The sequence below is a fragment of the Gelidibacter sp. genome, assembly GCF_053579655.1.
This window is the reverse complement of sequence record NZ_JBMDWE010000003.1, coordinates 162,978-178,402: the sequence shown is the minus strand read 5'-3', so window position 1 is coordinate 178,402 and position 15,425 is coordinate 162,978. Positions and strand designations below refer to the sequence as shown.

Annotated in this window: 17 protein-coding genes; 14 read left to right on the top strand and 3 right to left on the bottom strand. The window is 35.8% G+C overall.

Translation table 11 applies throughout. The annotated features are described in order from the left end of the window. Positions 1–76 precede the first annotated feature (76 nt). The 14 genes from ACOH2D_RS03085 to ACOH2D_RS03020 all read left to right on the top strand — a co-directional run bounded on the left by ACOH2D_RS03085 (position 77) and on the right by ACOH2D_RS03020 (position 11,091). Positions 77–328: a hypothetical protein gene (locus ACOH2D_RS03085; protein ID WP_348035718.1), complete on the top strand. Its 252-nt coding sequence runs from the start codon at positions 77–79 to the stop codon at positions 326–328. After that, positions 312–581 (top strand): type II toxin-antitoxin system RelE/ParE family toxin, encoded by a 270-nt coding sequence (locus ACOH2D_RS03080; RefSeq protein ID WP_449534326.1) that lies wholly within the window; start codon positions 312–314, stop codon positions 579–581. Before ACOH2D_RS03085 ends, ACOH2D_RS03080 begins: the two co-directional genes overlap by 17 nt. A 1-nt stretch (position 582) precedes the next feature. Next, positions 583–1,128, top strand: a complete 546-nt coding sequence (locus tag ACOH2D_RS03075; RefSeq protein ID WP_449534325.1) for a DUF1697 domain-containing protein — start codon at positions 583–585, stop codon at positions 1,126–1,128. An 81-nt stretch (positions 1,129–1,209) separates the two neighbouring features. After that, entirely contained in the window at positions 1,210–2,331 is a 1,122-nt protein-coding gene (locus ACOH2D_RS03070) for a diphosphomevalonate decarboxylase (protein WP_449534324.1), read from the top strand. Between the two features lie 58 nt (positions 2,332–2,389). After that, the gene (locus ACOH2D_RS03065; RefSeq protein ID WP_348035722.1) at positions 2,390–2,737 is read left to right on the top strand and encodes a four helix bundle protein; all 348 of its coding nucleotides are present in this window, start codon (positions 2,390–2,392) and stop codon (positions 2,735–2,737) included. A gap of 37 nt (positions 2,738–2,774) precedes the next feature. Then, positions 2,775–3,704: a mevalonate kinase family protein gene (locus tag ACOH2D_RS03060; protein WP_449534323.1), complete on the top strand. Its 930-nt coding sequence runs from the start codon at positions 2,775–2,777 to the stop codon at positions 3,702–3,704. A gap of 42 nt (positions 3,705–3,746) precedes the next feature. After that, positions 3,747–4,649, top strand: a complete 903-nt coding sequence (locus ACOH2D_RS03055; protein WP_348035726.1) for a geranylgeranylglycerol-phosphate geranylgeranyltransferase — start codon at positions 3,747–3,749, stop codon at positions 4,647–4,649. 67 nt (positions 4,650–4,716) lie between these two features. Further along, complete coding sequence (locus ACOH2D_RS03050) at positions 4,717–5,628, top strand: pseudouridine synthase (protein WP_348035727.1); 912 nt, start codon at positions 4,717–4,719, stop codon at positions 5,626–5,628. Positions 5,629–6,164: 536 nt separating this feature from the next. Continuing rightward, positions 6,165–7,574 (top strand): arginine decarboxylase, encoded by a 1,410-nt coding sequence (locus tag ACOH2D_RS03045; RefSeq protein WP_348035728.1) that lies wholly within the window; start codon positions 6,165–6,167, stop codon positions 7,572–7,574. A 72-nt stretch (positions 7,575–7,646) separates the two neighbouring features. After that, complete coding sequence (gene speB / locus ACOH2D_RS03040) at positions 7,647–8,588, top strand: agmatinase (RefSeq protein WP_348035729.1); 942 nt, start codon at positions 7,647–7,649, stop codon at positions 8,586–8,588. After that, a complete protein-coding gene (locus tag ACOH2D_RS03035; RefSeq protein WP_348036570.1) occupies positions 8,578–9,552 on the top strand; it encodes a deoxyhypusine synthase family protein in 975 nt (324 codons plus the stop codon). Before speB ends, ACOH2D_RS03035 begins: the two co-directional genes overlap by 11 nt. Positions 9,553–9,557: 5 nt before the next feature. Further along, positions 9,558–9,896, top strand: a complete 339-nt coding sequence (locus ACOH2D_RS03030; protein WP_348036571.1) for a hypothetical protein — start codon at positions 9,558–9,560, stop codon at positions 9,894–9,896. Positions 9,897–10,167: 271 nt separating this feature from the next. Further along, a complete protein-coding gene (locus ACOH2D_RS03025; protein WP_348036572.1) occupies positions 10,168–10,581 on the top strand; it encodes a VOC family protein in 414 nt (137 codons plus the stop codon). 141 nt (positions 10,582–10,722) lie between these two features. Then, entirely contained in the window at positions 10,723–11,091 is a 369-nt protein-coding gene (locus ACOH2D_RS03020; RefSeq protein WP_348036573.1) for a hypothetical protein, read from the top strand. Between the two features lie 11 nt (positions 11,092–11,102). On the opposite strand, the gene ACOH2D_RS03015 is transcribed toward ACOH2D_RS03020, so the two are convergent. The 3 genes from ACOH2D_RS03015 to ACOH2D_RS03005 form a co-directional block, all read right to left on the bottom strand. Continuing rightward, the gene (locus ACOH2D_RS03015; protein ID WP_449534322.1) at positions 11,103–12,515 is read right to left on the bottom strand and encodes an MptA/MptB family glycosyltransferase; all 1,413 of its coding nucleotides are present in this window, start codon (positions 12,513–12,515) and stop codon (positions 11,103–11,105) included. A gap of 604 nt (positions 12,516–13,119) precedes the next feature. After that, complete coding sequence (locus tag ACOH2D_RS03010) at positions 13,120–14,610, bottom strand: cellulose synthase family protein (RefSeq protein ID WP_449534321.1); 1,491 nt, start codon at positions 14,608–14,610, stop codon at positions 13,120–13,122. Further along, complete coding sequence (locus ACOH2D_RS03005; RefSeq protein WP_449534320.1) at positions 14,607–15,299, bottom strand: glycosyltransferase family 2 protein; 693 nt, start codon at positions 15,297–15,299, stop codon at positions 14,607–14,609. The genes ACOH2D_RS03010 and ACOH2D_RS03005 overlap by 4 nt, the downstream gene beginning before the upstream one ends. Between the last annotated feature and the right edge of the window lie 126 nt (positions 15,300–15,425).

Below are 15,425 nucleotides of genomic sequence, written 5' to 3'. Positions count from 1 at the left end.
TGTTTTTAAAAATCTCTTGAGTTTGCTCTCTAAATCATATATTTTTTATATATTAGATATATATAATCTATATATCATGGGAAAGACAAAAAAACTTATAGAATTAGACAATAAAGCGATTAAAATTTTAGAACAACAAGCCAAACTTCAAAAGCGTTCTTTAAAGAATTATCTCGAATATACTTTAGAAGATGTCGCCATTCGCTATAGTGAACCTTCGGAAGAATATAAGAAGATGATGGATGATATGTTGGATGCAATGGAGAAAGGAACACTTGAAACGAAACCACTTTCAGAAATTCTAAAACGTTATGGGCGTAAATTATGAAATTTCTAACGAAGCCGATGTGGATTTGGACAGGGCGATTTGTTATTTTAGGTTATATGAAAAAGAGGAGGATTTTATTGAAGACTTACTGGAACAATTGAGAATTATTTGCGCGATGCCTAAAGCATTTCAAGTAAGATATAAGAAGGTGAGAATTGTAAGTTTAGAGAATTTTCAATACTCTATCCATTATACTATATTCAGAGATAGAATTATTATATTGAGAATTTTGAACCAATCCCAAGACTTCTAACATGACCACATTCGTCGCTCTTTTAAAAGGAATTAACGTCGGAGGACATCATAAAATCCCTATGGTAGAGTTGCGTCAGCTATTGACCAATGAAGGGTTTCAAAATGTTCAAACCTACATCCAAAGTGGCAATGTCATTTTCCATTCATCTGATAAAATAGAAGGGATAGAAGATAAAATCCAGAAATCCATTCATGTTCATTTCGGATTTGAGGTTTCAGTTATTGTCAAAACGCATGAGGAATTGCAAATAATTTTTGAGGCCTGTCCTTTTTCGAATGAAAAAAAGGAAAAGAGTTATTTTATAATGTTCGGTAGAATTCCTGATAACGAGTTGGTTGAAGAAGTCTCCAAAATAACATTTGAAAATGAGACGTTTGTCATCAAAAAGGATTGCCTTTATTTTTACAATAGTGCTGGTTACGGACAGGCGAAATTCAATATGAATTCTTTTGAGCGAAAATTGAACGTCACAGCAACGGCCAGAAATTATAACACCATGGTAAAATTGTTGGCAATGTCATCGGTCAATGAAAAAGACCATTAGGATTTCTTATTTTTGCATCTGGTTGAAATAATTCAGAAATCTGTCTTTTGAAATAGGTTTTTGTCCGAAGAAAAATAACTCATGACTGCACACGATTTTATTCCAAATACGTATAAGAGCTCAATAGAAAAAGGTAGTGTCACTTGGGAATCTCCCAGCAATATCGCCTTAGTTAAATATTGGGGGAAGAAAAAAGATCAAATCCCCGAAAATCCGTCTCTGAGTTTTACATTAGATAATTGCAAAACCATCACAACATTAAGTTTCGCAAAAAGGACGAACGACGACACTGATTTCTCTTTTGATATTTATTTAGATGGTGAATTAAAGGATGATTTTAAATCAAAAATCCAAACCTTTTTTGACCGTGTTGAAGTTTATTTGCCGTTTTTAAGAATTTATCACTTTGTAATTGAAACCCAAAACACCTTTCCTCATAGCTCAGGTATCGCGTCTTCAGCAAGTGGCATGAGTGCTTTGGCGTTGTGCTTAATGAGTGTTGAAAAACAATTGTTGAAATCGGATGGTGTTCAAGGCGCAGATAAAAACGCTCTTGATGAAGCTTATTTCAATCGAAAAGCTTCATTTTTAGCGCGTTTAGGTTCAGGAAGTGCTTGTAGAAGTATTGAAGGCGACGTGATTGTGTGGGGAGAAACCGACTGTATAGAAGGTAGCACTGATTTATTTGGCGTAAAATATCCCTACAAAGTCCATGAGAATTTCAAGGAATATCAGGACACTATTTTGTTGGTTGACAAAGGCGAAAAGCAGGTAAGCAGTACGGTTGGCCATAATTTAATGCATAACCATCCTTATGCACAAAACAGATTTCAACAAGCCCATCAAAATATGGATAGTCTTAAAGAGATTTTGGAATCGGGCGATTTAAATGCGTTTAATGCCTTGGTTGAAAGTGAAGCGTTGACCTTACATGCGATGATGATGACGAGTACACCCTATTTTATCTTAATGAAACCCAATACCTTGGAGATCATTAATAAAATATGGGACTTCAGACAGGAAACAGGTTTGCATATCAGTTTTACGCTAGATGCAGGTGCCAATGTGCATGTGCTTTATCCTAAAAATGAAAGTGAGGAAGTGTTGCAATTTATTAAGAACGAGTTGGTTGCGTATTGTCAAAATGGACATTTTATTTGTGACCAAATTGGATTCGGAGCAAAACTAATTGATAATGAATAGTTAAAAATTAAAAAGAAAAGGTTTATATTGGTTAACACTAATCAATAAATCCTTAAAAATGAAGACGAATATTATTAAAGACAAAAGTTTTCTATTTGCTGTTGACATAGTGAATCTGTATAAGTACTTAGCAGGCAATAAAAAGGAATATGTCATGTCACGACAGCTCTTAAAATCAGGAACTTCAATTGGTGCCAATGTTAGGGAGGCTGAGTTTGCTCAAAGTCGTGCAGATTTTACCAACAAAATGTCAATTAGTCTTAAGGAGGCTAATGAAACTGATTATTGGCTCGATTTGTTACATGTCACCGAATTTATTGATGCTGATCAGTTTAAGGAATATAAGCCTAAAGCGCAGGAGATGTTGCGATTATTAGTTAGTATTGTTAAATCATCTAAAGAATAATTCTTAACTTTGCACTATTAATTTTTCATTACACTAAATGAAAGGACCTCTATTTTACTCTAAAATCCTGCTTTTTGGCGAATATGGCATCATCAAAGATTCCAAAGGTTTGTCTATTCCCTATAATTTTTTCAATGGGGCGTTGAAAACTGACGGACTTCAAACTGAAAATGCCATAAAGTCTAATAGCAATCTTAAACGCTATGTGGATTATTTGAAGCTTATCAATCCAGAGTTGGTAACTTTTGATATGCAGGCTTTAGAGAGTGATGTCAATGCTGGAATGTACTTTGATTCATCAATTCCTCAAGGTTATGGCGTAGGGAGCAGTGGTGCTTTAGTGGCTGCGATTTACGATAAATATGCGCATAATAAAATTACCGTTTTAGAGAACTTAACACGTGAAAAACTATTGATCCTGAAATCTGTTTTTTCTGAAATGGAATCTTTTTTCCATGGGAAATCATCAGGTTTAGATCCTTTAAACAGTTATTTGAGCATTCCTATTTTGATCAATTCCAAAGACAATATTGAAGCTACTGGCATTCCGTCGCAAAAAAGTGATGGAAAAGGCGCAGTGTTTTTATTGGATAGTGGCATGACTGGCGAAACTGCACCAATGGTTCATATTTTTATGGAAAATATGAAACAGGAAGGTTTCCGCAGAATGATCAAAAATCAATTCATTAAGCATACCGATGCTTGTGTGGATGACTTTTTGAAAGGCGATTTCAAATCGTTATTTCTCAACACCAAGAAACTTTCAAAAGTGGCTTTGAATCACTTCAAGCCCATGATTCCGCAGCAGTTCCATGCGTTATGGAAAAAAGGCCTGGATACGAATGATTATTATCTGAAACTTTGTGGTTCAGGTGGTGGTGGCTATATTTTAGGATTCACTGAAGATATCGATAAAGCCAGAGTATCTCTTAAAGATCACAAATTAGAGGTTGTTTATAATTTTTAAACAATTTTGCTATACGTGCATTAGCGTTTTAATCATTTTTCGATGCTAACCAGAAAACAGAAACATCTTCTACTTAAGTTTTTTAGCATGTTTTCTGTCATTAGAGGCTATAACATTCTGATCGTTGTTATTGCCCAATATTTGACTTCCATTTACATCTTGGCACCCGATCGACCACTTCGTGAAGTGGTGCTCGATCTGAACTTGTTTATGTTGGTTTTAGCTTCAGCCTCTGCGATCGCCGGTGGTTATATCATCAATAATTTTTATGATTCCGAAAAGGATTTGATTAATCGTCCTCACAAATCGATGTTGGATCGATTGGTAAGCCAGAATACCAAACTGTCATTTTACTTTATCTTAAATTTTTTGGCCGTGGTCATGGCGAGCTATGTATCCTTTAATGCCGTCCTTTTCTTTTCCCTTTATATTTTCGGAATTTGGCTGTATTCACATAAATTGAAGCGACTGCCTTTTATTGGTAATCTGACTTCTGCGGTTTTAATGATCACACCGTTTTTTGCGATTTTTATCTACTATCGCAATTTTGAAACAGTCATATTTTTCCATGCGATGTTCTTGTTTTTGATTATTTCCATGAAGGAGCTGACTAAGGATTTGGAGAATATCAAAGGCGATTTGGCCCAGGATTATCATACGATACCTGTAGTTTATGGTGAGAATGTTTCAAAAACGATGTTGACCATTTTGGCGTTTTTAACTTTGATTCCCATGCTAGTGCTGGTGAATTATTTTGATATTGGCCACATGAATTATTTTTTCTATTTAAGCACGCTTTTGCTGTTTATCATGATACTGTTATTATGGAAATCGAAAACAAAAACCCATTACCTCATATTGCACAATGTTTTAAAATTGATCATTGTGGTTGGTGTGTTTTGTATTGTTTTGATTAATGTGGATGTGGTGTTGAATAGAATTTGAGAAAATCGTAAATTGTAGCTCTTAAATCGTCATATAATAAAGTATCTTTGCGTAAAATTTTTAAGTCATGAGTAGACATCAAGGGAGTAGTGGGAAAGGAAAATCTGGAGGCAGAGGACATAGTAATGGAAGTCCAGCAGGAGGTGAAAGGAGTCGCGATAATTCCAAAGGGAAAAGTTTTGCCAGAGGGAATGCCCCAATGAGAAAAACTACAAAAGATATTTCAAAACCGGAAGAAGTTAAAAAAGCCCCAGTTAAAAAAGGCAATCCGGATGAGATCAGATTGAATAAATACATTGCGAATTCAGGGATTTGCTCTCGTCGTGATGCGGATATGCACATTTCTACAGGAAGTGTGACCGTTAACGGGAAAGTGGTTACTGAAATGGGCTATAAGGTAAAGTTGGAAGATGATGTTCGTTTTGATGGCTCCCGTATCAATCCAGAAAAGAAAGCTTACGTTTTATTGAATAAACCTAAAGGATTTGCAAGCACCACAAGTGAAGGGAAAGGCAGAACAGTCATGGATTTGGTGGCTAACGCTACCACGTCGCGCATTAAACCGATTGGTCGTTTAGGGAGAAACTCCTTAGGGTTGATTCTGTTTACCAATGATGAAGCTTTGGTTAAAAAATTCACGAACTCCAAAAATGGTGTTCCACGCTTGTTTCAAATAGAATTGGATAAAAACCTAAAGTTTGAAGACTTGAAAAGTATTCAGGATGGAATTAGGATTGATGGTAAACTGGTGCCTGTTGAGGAGATCAGTTATATAGAAGGAGAGTCCAAAAATCAGATTGGCCTAAAAATCAAAAACACCGGAAATACGGTGATACGCTCAATTTTTGATCATTTAAAATATGAAATTGTAAAATTGGATTGTGTGGCCATCGCTGGTCTTACAAAAAAAGATATCCCTCGTGGGCATTGGAAACATCTTACAGAGCAAGAAGTTAATAACTTGAAAATGATGTCTTAAGGAGGTTGTTTTAAGTTTTATGTTCTATTGTGCCGTTTAAACGATTTTGAAAAAAAATGGTTTTGGGCACTTGGAATTTCAAAATCAAATTTAACTTCGATTTCAATTTCATTTTAATTCAAAACCGGATAGTTGGCTTGTTGTAAATTAATTGGTGGTGTGCTGTTTGTCATCGTTTGTCATCAGTGAAAAACCGGCGTTCAGTTCATCGCAAGCTGCCATCATAAATTTTTCACATTACCACATGTTATCTAAATTTTTTATAGTTCTTTTGCATTTTATTTAGCTGAACCCTTGAACCGTGTTTCTATGTTTGGGCTTTTGGAATTTAAGAAGTCATTTTCAAAAGCAACTTATAAGATAAGTTACCAGATTTTAAAGCTTACTTCTCATCATAATTTATTAAAGAGGAAACACCTAGTCTTCGTGTCTGTTCCTGCATATCAACAAATCCAAGTTTGATTTTTCATTATTTATCAGCAATTTATTGCTCTAATTGATTTATTTTTCAGAATTTTAAACCTTAATAGATTATAATGAATACAAAATATATTGATCTCATCAATCAAACCTTTTATTTCCCACAAGATGAATTTAAGCTAGAAGATAAATATCTTCGCTTTCATGACATTAATTTAATGAAATTAGTGGAAGATTATGGCACGCCTTTAAAGTTTACCTATCTGCCACAAATTTCAAATAATATAGTACGTGCCAAGGATTGGTTTGCAAAGGCCATCAAAAATCATAAATATGCGGGCAAGTACCATTATTGTTACTGTACTAAAAGTTCGCATTTTAAACATGTGTTGGATGAAGCCTTAAAAAATGATATCCACATTGAAACCTCTTCGGCATTTGATATTGACATTGTTGAAAAACTCAAGGCCGATGGCAAAATCACCAATAAAACTTATGTGATCAGTAATGGTTTCAAGCGCGCACAATATGTGACTAATATTGCGAGATTGATCAACGACGGACATAAAAATTGCATTCCTATAATTGACAACTATGAAGAGATCGAATTACTCTCACAGGAAATCAAAGGGAAATTCAATATAGGCATCCGTATTGCATCTGAGGAAGAACCGAAATTTGAATTTTATACCTCAAGATTGGGCATTGGATACAAAAATATCCTTCCATTTTACAGAAACCAGATTAGAGACAATAAAAAAGTAAAACTGAAAATGCTGCACTTTTTTATCAATACTGGGATTCGTGACAACGCGTATTACTGGAATGAGCTCTCTAAATGTTTGAAGGTTTATACGAGTTTAAAACGCATCTGTCCATCATTGGATAGTTTGAATATTGGTGGTGGTTTTCCAATTAAAAACTCTTTGGCATTCGATTTTGATTATGAATATATGGTGGATGAAATCATTAATCAGATTAAAATGTTCTGTGAGCAAGAAGAAGTAGATGTGCCAAATATCTTTACAGAATTTGGAAGTTTTACAGTAGGCGAAAGTGGCGGTGCCATTTATGAAGTGTTGTATCAAAAACAGCAGAATGATAAAGAGAAGTGGAACATGATCAACTCATCGTTCATTACGACGCTTCCAGATACTTGGGCCATCAACAAACGCTTTGTCATGTTGCCAATTAACCGTTGGAATGATAGTTATGAGCGCGTGCTTTTAGGTGGATTAACTTGTGATAGTGATGATTATTACAATAGCGAACAACATATGAACGCGATTTACCTTCCAAAGTACAATAAGGACAAACCTTTGTATCTTGGCTTTTTTAACACCGGCGCTTATCAAGAAACCATTGGAGGATTTGGTGGATTGCAACATTGTTTGATACCTTCGCCAAAACATATTCTGATTGACAAAGATGCGGACGGCAATATAACCACCGAATTATTTGCGGAAGAACAAAAAAGTGAAGACTTACTTAAAATTTTAGGTTACGATAACACAAGCGCGAGCTAAGATTTTCTGTTAATTGAAAACATATAAAAGCAAATTGTATTTTACCTTTAAAATAATAATAAGTATTTCAAAATGAATAGTAATGTAACGTATGCAGGAATACCAGAAGAATATTCCAAATTAGAGACTGCGAAAATCGTGTTGATTCCTGTGCCTTATGACGGGACAAGTACATGGCAAAAGGGTGCAGACCAAGGTCCAAGGGCTTTTTTGGATGCTTCTGAAAACATGGAACTGTATGACATTGAAACAAAAACCGAAGTGTACAAACAAGGGATTTACCTTGCTGATGCAGTGACTGAGAATTCATCTCCTGAAAAGATGGTCGATGCCGTGCACCAAACTGTTAAAAAGTACATCAAACGCAATAAGTTTGTAACGGCTTTTGGTGGTGAGCATTCTATTTCAATCGGTACCATTCGTGCTTTTAATGAATGTTTCGATAATTTGACTGTGCTTCAAATTGATGCGCATGCCGATTTGCGTAAGGAATATCAAGGTTCCAAATGCAATCATGCCTGTGCAGTTTATGAAGCGAGCCAAAACACCAATTTAATTCAGGTTGGTATCCGAAGTATGGACGCCATTGAAACGACAGTGATGGACGAAGAAAAAACTTATTTTGCCCATGATATGGTCAATGATGAGTTTTGGATGGACAGCGCTATCGATCAAATGACCGATAATGTATTTATTACTATTGATTTGGATGCTTTTGATCCCTCAATTTTACCATCAACCGGTACACCAGAACCAGGTGGCTTGCTTTGGTATGAAACTTTGGATTTTTTAAGAAAAATATTTGAAGAAAAAAATGTGGTTGGATTTGACATTGTTGAACTTTGTCCAGACCCGAACGAGAAATCATCAGATTTTCTTGCCGCAAAATTGTATTACAAAATGTTAACCTATAAATTCTTGGACGATAATGTAGATGATAGTTACGAAAGTAACTTTAACGAATCCAGTTCAAGTACAATTAAATATTCTAAATTCGATGACGATGACAACTAAAGGACCTATTTCTAATTTTATTGAAAAGTACTATTTACACTTTAACGCTGCTGCATTGGTAGATGCCGCTAAAGGCTATGAAGCCCAATTAGCAAATGGCTCAAAAATGCTAGTCTCATTGGCAGGTGCCATGAGTACGGCTGAAATAGGTAAAGTATTTGCAGAAATGATCCGTAAGGATAAAGTACAAATCATTTCCTCTACAGGAGCCAATCTTGAAGAAGATATCATGAACTTAGTGGCGCATTCACACTACAAACGTGTGCCTAACTACCGTGATTTAACCCCGCAAGATGAGTGGGATTTGATGGAAAAGGGTTTGAACCGTGTTACGGACACTTGTATTCCAGAGGAGGAAGCTTTCAGACGTTTACAAAAGCATATTTTCAAAATCTGGAAAGATGCAGAAGATAACGGTGAGCGCTTTTTCCCACATGAGTTTATGTACAAAATGTTGTTGAGCGGTGTGCTTGAGCAATATTATGAAATAGACATAAAAAACTCTTGGATGTTTGCAGCAGCAGAGAAAAATTTACCTATAATTGTACCAGGTTGGGAAGATAGCACCATGGGTAATATTTTTGCCAGCTATGTTCTTAAAGGCGAATTGAAAGCAAGCACCATGAAATCAGGAATCGAATATATGACGTTCTTGGCTGATTGGTACACTAATAATTCTGAAAACGGTATTGGATTCTTCCAAATTGGAGGTGGTATTTCAGGAGATTTCCCAATATGTGTGGTGCCAATGTTGTACCAAGATATGGAGCGACCAGACACACCGTTTTGGAGCTATTTCTGCCAAATCAGTGACTCTACAACAAGTTACGGATCTTATTCAGGAGCCGTTCCGAATGAAAAAATAACCTGGGGGAAATTAAATATAGATACCCCAAAATTTATAATAGAAAGTGATGCTACTATTGTGGCACCACTTATATTTGCGTATCTATTAGACATGTAATTATTATGGGTAACAAAAAAGACAATCTAAAGCGCGTAATTGTTGATTTTAAAAAATTGACACCAGAGATTCTATCCTTGTTGGTTGAAAAATATCCTGATGGTTATGATGATGATAACATCATTACCTTCAAAAATGCCAACAATGAAATTGTAGAAGCTGTTGAAGTGACCACGAGCGACACTAAGTATTTAGTGAAAGTGAGCACTAAACTGCAGATTACTATGGAAAACTACGACGAAGACGATTATGAAGATTTTGAAGGTGATGATCCGGATGCAGTTCAAGATCCTGAGTTGGGTGATGACGATGTGGAAGTTGAATTGGACGAAGAGGAAGATTAGTTGTCAATTTATAAGTTTATAGCCATGAACTATTTGCATAGATTCATGATATCATATTAATTTAAAAGTTGCCTGTAAATGGCAACTTTTTTTTGTTTGTGGCACTTATTGCGCGTTTTAAATAAGTTAAGTGAAATATATTTGGCATTAAAAAATAATGTAACTTTAACATACATGTCAATAAATCGATCTGATATTCTACCGCTTGTTTAAGTCGCGAAAGGCATCCTGATGACAAGCAAAATAAATACCAGACAAAAACCAACAAATTATGACAACACAATTCCATTTGGCTTTACCATGTGTAAGCATCAACAAAACGCGAGTATTTTATAAAGACATTCTTGGAGCCGATATAGGGCGTTCCGCGGTTAAATGGGCAGACGTTAATTTGTTTGACCATCAAATTACATTTACCGAATGTGGACCTTTTAAATTTGACTCTAAAAGTTATAATTTTAATGGAGATATATTACCTTCCTTCCATTTTGGCGTGATATTAAAAAAAGAAGAGTGGAACAAAGTTCGTGAGCGCTTGGATTCAAAGAACATTCCAATTGCTTCTGAAGTCAAGTTTTTGGAAAACAAAACTGGCGAACATCAGTCCTTCTTTGTTAAAGATCCTAATGATTATACGGTAGAGTTTAAATGCTTTGCCAAATCATCTGATGTTTTCAACGCTTAATTAAAAAATATTTATAGTAGTCGTTATTATCAATTGATATCCACGTGCAAACTTCATCGGGATGGAGTGGCTAAAAGTAATCGGACTTGTTGTGGCTAACTTCCGAAAAACCAATATTTCCTATCTAAAATTGAAAATAATATGAAAACAAAACTTTTAATGGCCATTCCGATTTTATGCTTTCTTTTGATGTCGGTAAAGCCTTTTCCTTTAAATGCACCAGCGCTTTATGACACCGCTCAAGATTCAAATATAATTGGAGTTTATGATGGTAATGAAGGCTATGGCTATAATTTTATTACCCAACACAAAGACAATGGTTCTGACTTTACCATGACCTTCCAAAAGGTTGATGACGCCGTAATGAAGGAATTTGATTTGGAGGGAGAACTATTTGTGAATCAAAAATTTGAAGTTACTTATAACGTCAAAATAGTGAAAAGCAAAGATGAAGATGGATTTGATCAAGAAGATGAAATTTATACCATCACACACTTGAAAAAATTATAATACCAACATTATTATATTTGAAAGACTGCCTTTTGGCGGTCTTTTTTTATGAAGACTTCCCAAATAAAAACCGCATAAACGATGAGATATTCCAAGCCTATAATCCAAGGGTTTTCGGAATGTTGTGTGTTGGTATACGATAGATAACTCAAGATAATCATGAAAGACCACACCAACGGGAATTTATAAGTGGTAAAAATGGACAAAATTAAAAGCGTTGCCAAGTACCAAGGATGGATCGTTGTCGAAATAAAATAGTAAATACTTACTGCAAAAAGCATGCTCACGATCAGGTGTTTGATGCTTGTGTTTTTACGGAAGAAGGTCAATATTAAAACGGTTAAAATGGTCAACATTGGAATAAATTTCCCAATGAACGCAATTTGATTGTAGCCTGTTAACCGATAGCCAATTTCTCTGGCAACATAATAAAGGCTTGCGTTAAACTCAAAAGCACTGAACCAGAGTCCTACTGTTTTGGAGTAATTTTGAATGAATTCAGAGGAAAAGAATGGTGCGAACAAAAGCAAGGTCGTCACACCGATAATACCATAAAAGCCTAATAATTTTGGCAGACCGAGAGCAGCAGATGTCGAAACTATGTTGGTTTGATCTGAGTTATGGATGGCCGTATTCTTTTTGGTGAAATATTGAAAAAATAAAGGAAGCAGCAATAACGGGATCAATTTGACAGAAACAGAAAGCGCAAAGCTGACCGCGGCAGATTTCCATTTCCCCAAATGTAAAAGATAAAGGCTCAATAGAAGAAAGAAGATCATGATGCCTTCAAAATGCAGGTTTCCGGTCAATTCAATAATAATAAAAGGATTAAGAATGTACCAGAAGATAGTGTGAACGGGCATTTTTAAGCGCTCTAATAGTTTTTTTCCGACATATAAGGTTCCAATGTCGGCAGCAATAATAAATAGCCTAAACACGATGGCTGATCCTAAAATGCTCTTTCCTGAGATGAAGGCGGCCACCATAAAAATAAATTGTTTGATGGGCGGGTAATTTGTAAAGTGGCTTGCGTTGAGCGCGCCCATACCGTAATAGAGTTCCTGGGCTTGCGCGACAGGAAATGTGCTGCTACTAATAAAGGATTCTGGAGTAAAGAGATAAGGATTGAAACCTGCTAAAATCATGCGTCCATCCCAAATAAAGCGATAAAAATCGTGCGATAGATTGGGGGTTGCAAATAGGAATACAATTCGGAAAAGTATGGCCATTCCCAATAAAAACTTGAAATCTGAATTGCCGGTTTGTACGAGTTTGTAGAATAAAAAGAATAATGCCGAATAGAGTGAAATGAGTTTTATATAATCCGTCCGCACCAAATCATAAGCGAATGACAGGTAAAACGCCACGCTAAAAAGCGTAAATAAAAGCGGGGTTTTATGGGATTTAAAAAACGTGGGATTCAACTTTTGTTGTTTTAAAAATGCTCAACTATTAAAGCAAAATGATTTATTCAAGGCAAGATAAGTTGTTTTCAGAATGGATGGTTAATGTCAACGGCGAAATATTATGGAATGACGATTTGCGTTAGGGAATATTGATAGCTTATATTTTTAAAAATATAAATCATTGTTGTCCGACTAAAGTTGCGTTGATCTTCTAAGAATAATTATCAATAAAGGTCTTTGAACGTTTTTGATTCTCAATCCCCTTCATTTCTCGGATTTTGAAAACTGTTGCTAAAACATCATAATTCATTCAAATTATGAATTTCACAGTTCATAATTTCAATTAATTACGTTATAAGTCTTTGTTCATGGTTCTATCAGCAGAGCGGTCTTAATTCTTTACCGGACAATAGTGAATATAAATATCGAGGATTTCAAATATTCCATATTTGCGTTAGGGGTTGCAGCGGCATCCTTTTACAGAAACAGCTGCCCGATAAGGCAGCTGTTTCTGTAAAAGATATAGCGGAAAACCCGACCTTGAGCCAAAGCCCATACTAAATCTTTGATCAAGTAAGGTTGGCGAAAGGTAACGCCCAAATAATAAATCCTATAATTATTTTTAGACCTTTGAAGTCAACGATTTAAAGAATACAAATCCAAAACCTGCAAAAAGCATCAAGTGAAAAGGAAATAATCCGAAATCGCCACCTTGGTCGCCCACTACAAAAGCACTGTAGAGTCCAAAGCCAAAATAGAGCATCAAAGCACCTTCAAAAATAACGTTGACGGAGATTTTTTTACGCAAATATTTATTGCCTTTCCAGGTGTCTTTTAATGAGCTGATATTGAATTTTGGCGTTCTTACAAATTCACTTCGTTTTCCCATATGTCCTTCAATAACGGCAATGGAGTTGTGTAATGAAAAGCCCATGGCAATAGAGAAAAAGGTGAAAAACAAGACGACGTATTCAAAGAAATTTTTAAATCCTTTGCCGTAAATCTGTCTGAACATCATCCAATAGCAAACAAAAAAGATAATCGTGCTCACTACGAAAAAGCTCATGAAATAAAAGTAGAACCTTAAATGGGCATATTCGTTTTTGATATAAAGCATTGGAATACTTAAAACCGCAACTAAAAATACGTTTAAAAACATGGTGCTGTTCAATAAATGCAACAGGCCGTGAACCTTTGTTTTGAATGTAATGTTTTTGGATGTTAACACGCGCCACATCATTTTTCTGAAGTTTTCAGCACCACCTTTGTTCCAACGGAATTGTTGTGAGCGCGCCGCACTAATCACTACAGGTAATTCGGCAGGGGTTTCAACATCTTCCAAATACTTGAATTTCCAGTTTTTAAGTTGTGCTCTGTAGCTTAAATCCAAATCTTCGGTAAGGGTGTCGCCTTCCCAGTTTCCGGCATCAAGAATACAGGCTTTACGCCATACACCGGCGGTTCCGTTAAAATTGATGAAATGACCCTTGCTGTTTCGACCCACTTGTTCTAATGTGAAATGCGCATCGAGTGCAAAAGCTTGTATTTTTGTAAGTACGGAATAGTTTCTGTTGAGATGTCCCCAACGGGTTTGAACCACGCCAATATTCTCATCCTTAAAGTAAGGAATGGTTAGTTTTAACCAATTAGGTTGTGGTAAAAAATCGGCATCAAAAATGGCGATATACTCACCTTTGGCGATTTTTAAACCTTCTTTTAAGGCACCTGCTTTAAAACCGCTACGATCAGTACGTCGGATATGTTGAATATCCAAACCTGTTTCTTTTAATTTTTGAACGTGCGCCAAAGTGGTCGCCACTGTTTCGTCTGTAGAGTCATCGAGCACTTGAATTTCCAGTTTCTCTCTAGGATAATCGATCAAGGCGATGTTGTCCAAAAGTCTCTCCATCACATACATTTCGTTGTAAACAGGCAGCTGGATGGTCACGAAAGGCACTTCTTCAGGATTGGAAAAGTCAAAAAGCTCTGACGTATCCTTGATTTTTTTGGAGGCTAAATAATTAAATAACAGATTAAGTTGCGCTAATGCATACAGTAAAATAAGTAGGAGAGCAATCGTGTAAACAACTATTATTAAGGATTCTAGAATCATTTTTTAAAACTATATTTAAAAATCCAACCTAGGATTTTTACGCCCGCAAAGATAGAACCTTTTATGGTTCCTGATACTTTTGAGATGCCAATTCTTTTTTTATATTTTAAAGGGACTTCAATATAGGTTAAATTTTGCTTCAGCGCCTTTAATTGCATTTCAATTGTCCACCCATAAGTTTTGTCTTGCATCTGTAAATCAAGGAGTTTTTGATACTTAATGGCTCTGAACGGGCCAAGATCAGTGAATTTTGCGCCAAATAAAATACGCATTAAAAATGTGGCCAACCAATTTCCAAAATGCTGCTGAGGCGTCATGGAACCTTTTTCTTGTAAACGACCGACTCTTGCGCCAATAACAAAATCGAGATTATCTTCAATAATTGGTTTTACAATTTTGGTTAATTCTTCGGGATAGTCGCTATAATCACCATCCATAAAAACGATGATATCTGGTTTTTCCGATAAGGTGGCAACATATTCCATGCCTTTTAAACAGGCATTACCGTAGCCCATTTGAGGTTGAAATAACACTGTGGCGCCAGCTTTTTGAGCAACTTCAGCGGTTTTGTCGGTAGAATTGTTGTTTACCACAATCACTTCATTGACAATGGAGGGGATTTCATTGATGACGAGCGCAATGGAATCTGCTTCGTTATAAGCGGGAATAATGACTTTGATGTTGGGCATTTGGTTGGATTAATGAAGGAGCAAAAGTAAGATTGTTTTCTGAATTTGGGTACACGGAGATGCGCTGAGTTTTCGGCAGAGTTCCACGGAGAAATTTGTTAGATTTAAAAATTATAGTACGATAAA

Coding starts and splice junctions, on each gene's coding strand:
- ACOH2D_RS03005 (WP_449534320.1), bottom strand. CDS start 15,299: ATGCCCAACATCAAAGTCATTATTCCCGCTTATAACGAAGCAGATTCC.
- ACOH2D_RS03030 (WP_348036571.1), top strand. CDS start 9,558: ATGGGTAACAAAAAAGACAATCTAAAGCGCGTAATTGTTGATTTTAAA.
- ACOH2D_RS03080 (WP_449534326.1), top strand. CDS start 312: ATGGGCGTAAATTATGAAATTTCTAACGAAGCCGATGTGGATTTGGAC.
- ACOH2D_RS03065 (WP_348035722.1), top strand. CDS start 2,390: ATGAAGACGAATATTATTAAAGACAAAAGTTTTCTATTTGCTGTTGAC.
- ACOH2D_RS03050 (WP_348035727.1), top strand. CDS start 4,717: ATGAGTAGACATCAAGGGAGTAGTGGGAAAGGAAAATCTGGAGGCAGA.
- ACOH2D_RS03055 (WP_348035726.1), top strand. CDS start 3,747: ATGCTAACCAGAAAACAGAAACATCTTCTACTTAAGTTTTTTAGCATG.
- ACOH2D_RS03025 (WP_348036572.1), top strand. CDS start 10,168: ATGACAACACAATTCCATTTGGCTTTACCATGTGTAAGCATCAACAAA.
- ACOH2D_RS03045 (WP_348035728.1), top strand. CDS start 6,165: ATGAATACAAAATATATTGATCTCATCAATCAAACCTTTTATTTCCCA.
- speB (WP_348035729.1), top strand. CDS start 7,647: ATGAATAGTAATGTAACGTATGCAGGAATACCAGAAGAATATTCCAAA.
- ACOH2D_RS03010 (WP_449534321.1), bottom strand. CDS start 14,610: ATGATTCTAGAATCCTTAATAATAGTTGTTTACACGATTGCTCTCCTA.
- ACOH2D_RS03085 (WP_348035718.1), top strand. CDS start 77: ATGGGAAAGACAAAAAAACTTATAGAATTAGACAATAAAGCGATTAAA.
- ACOH2D_RS03020 (WP_348036573.1), top strand. CDS start 10,723: ATGAAAACAAAACTTTTAATGGCCATTCCGATTTTATGCTTTCTTTTG.
- ACOH2D_RS03060 (WP_449534323.1), top strand. CDS start 2,775: ATGAAAGGACCTCTATTTTACTCTAAAATCCTGCTTTTTGGCGAATAT.
- ACOH2D_RS03070 (WP_449534324.1), top strand. CDS start 1,210: ATGACTGCACACGATTTTATTCCAAATACGTATAAGAGCTCAATAGAA.
- ACOH2D_RS03035 (WP_348036570.1), top strand. CDS start 8,578: ATGACAACTAAAGGACCTATTTCTAATTTTATTGAAAAGTACTATTTA.
- ACOH2D_RS03075 (WP_449534325.1), top strand. CDS start 583: ATGACCACATTCGTCGCTCTTTTAAAAGGAATTAACGTCGGAGGACAT.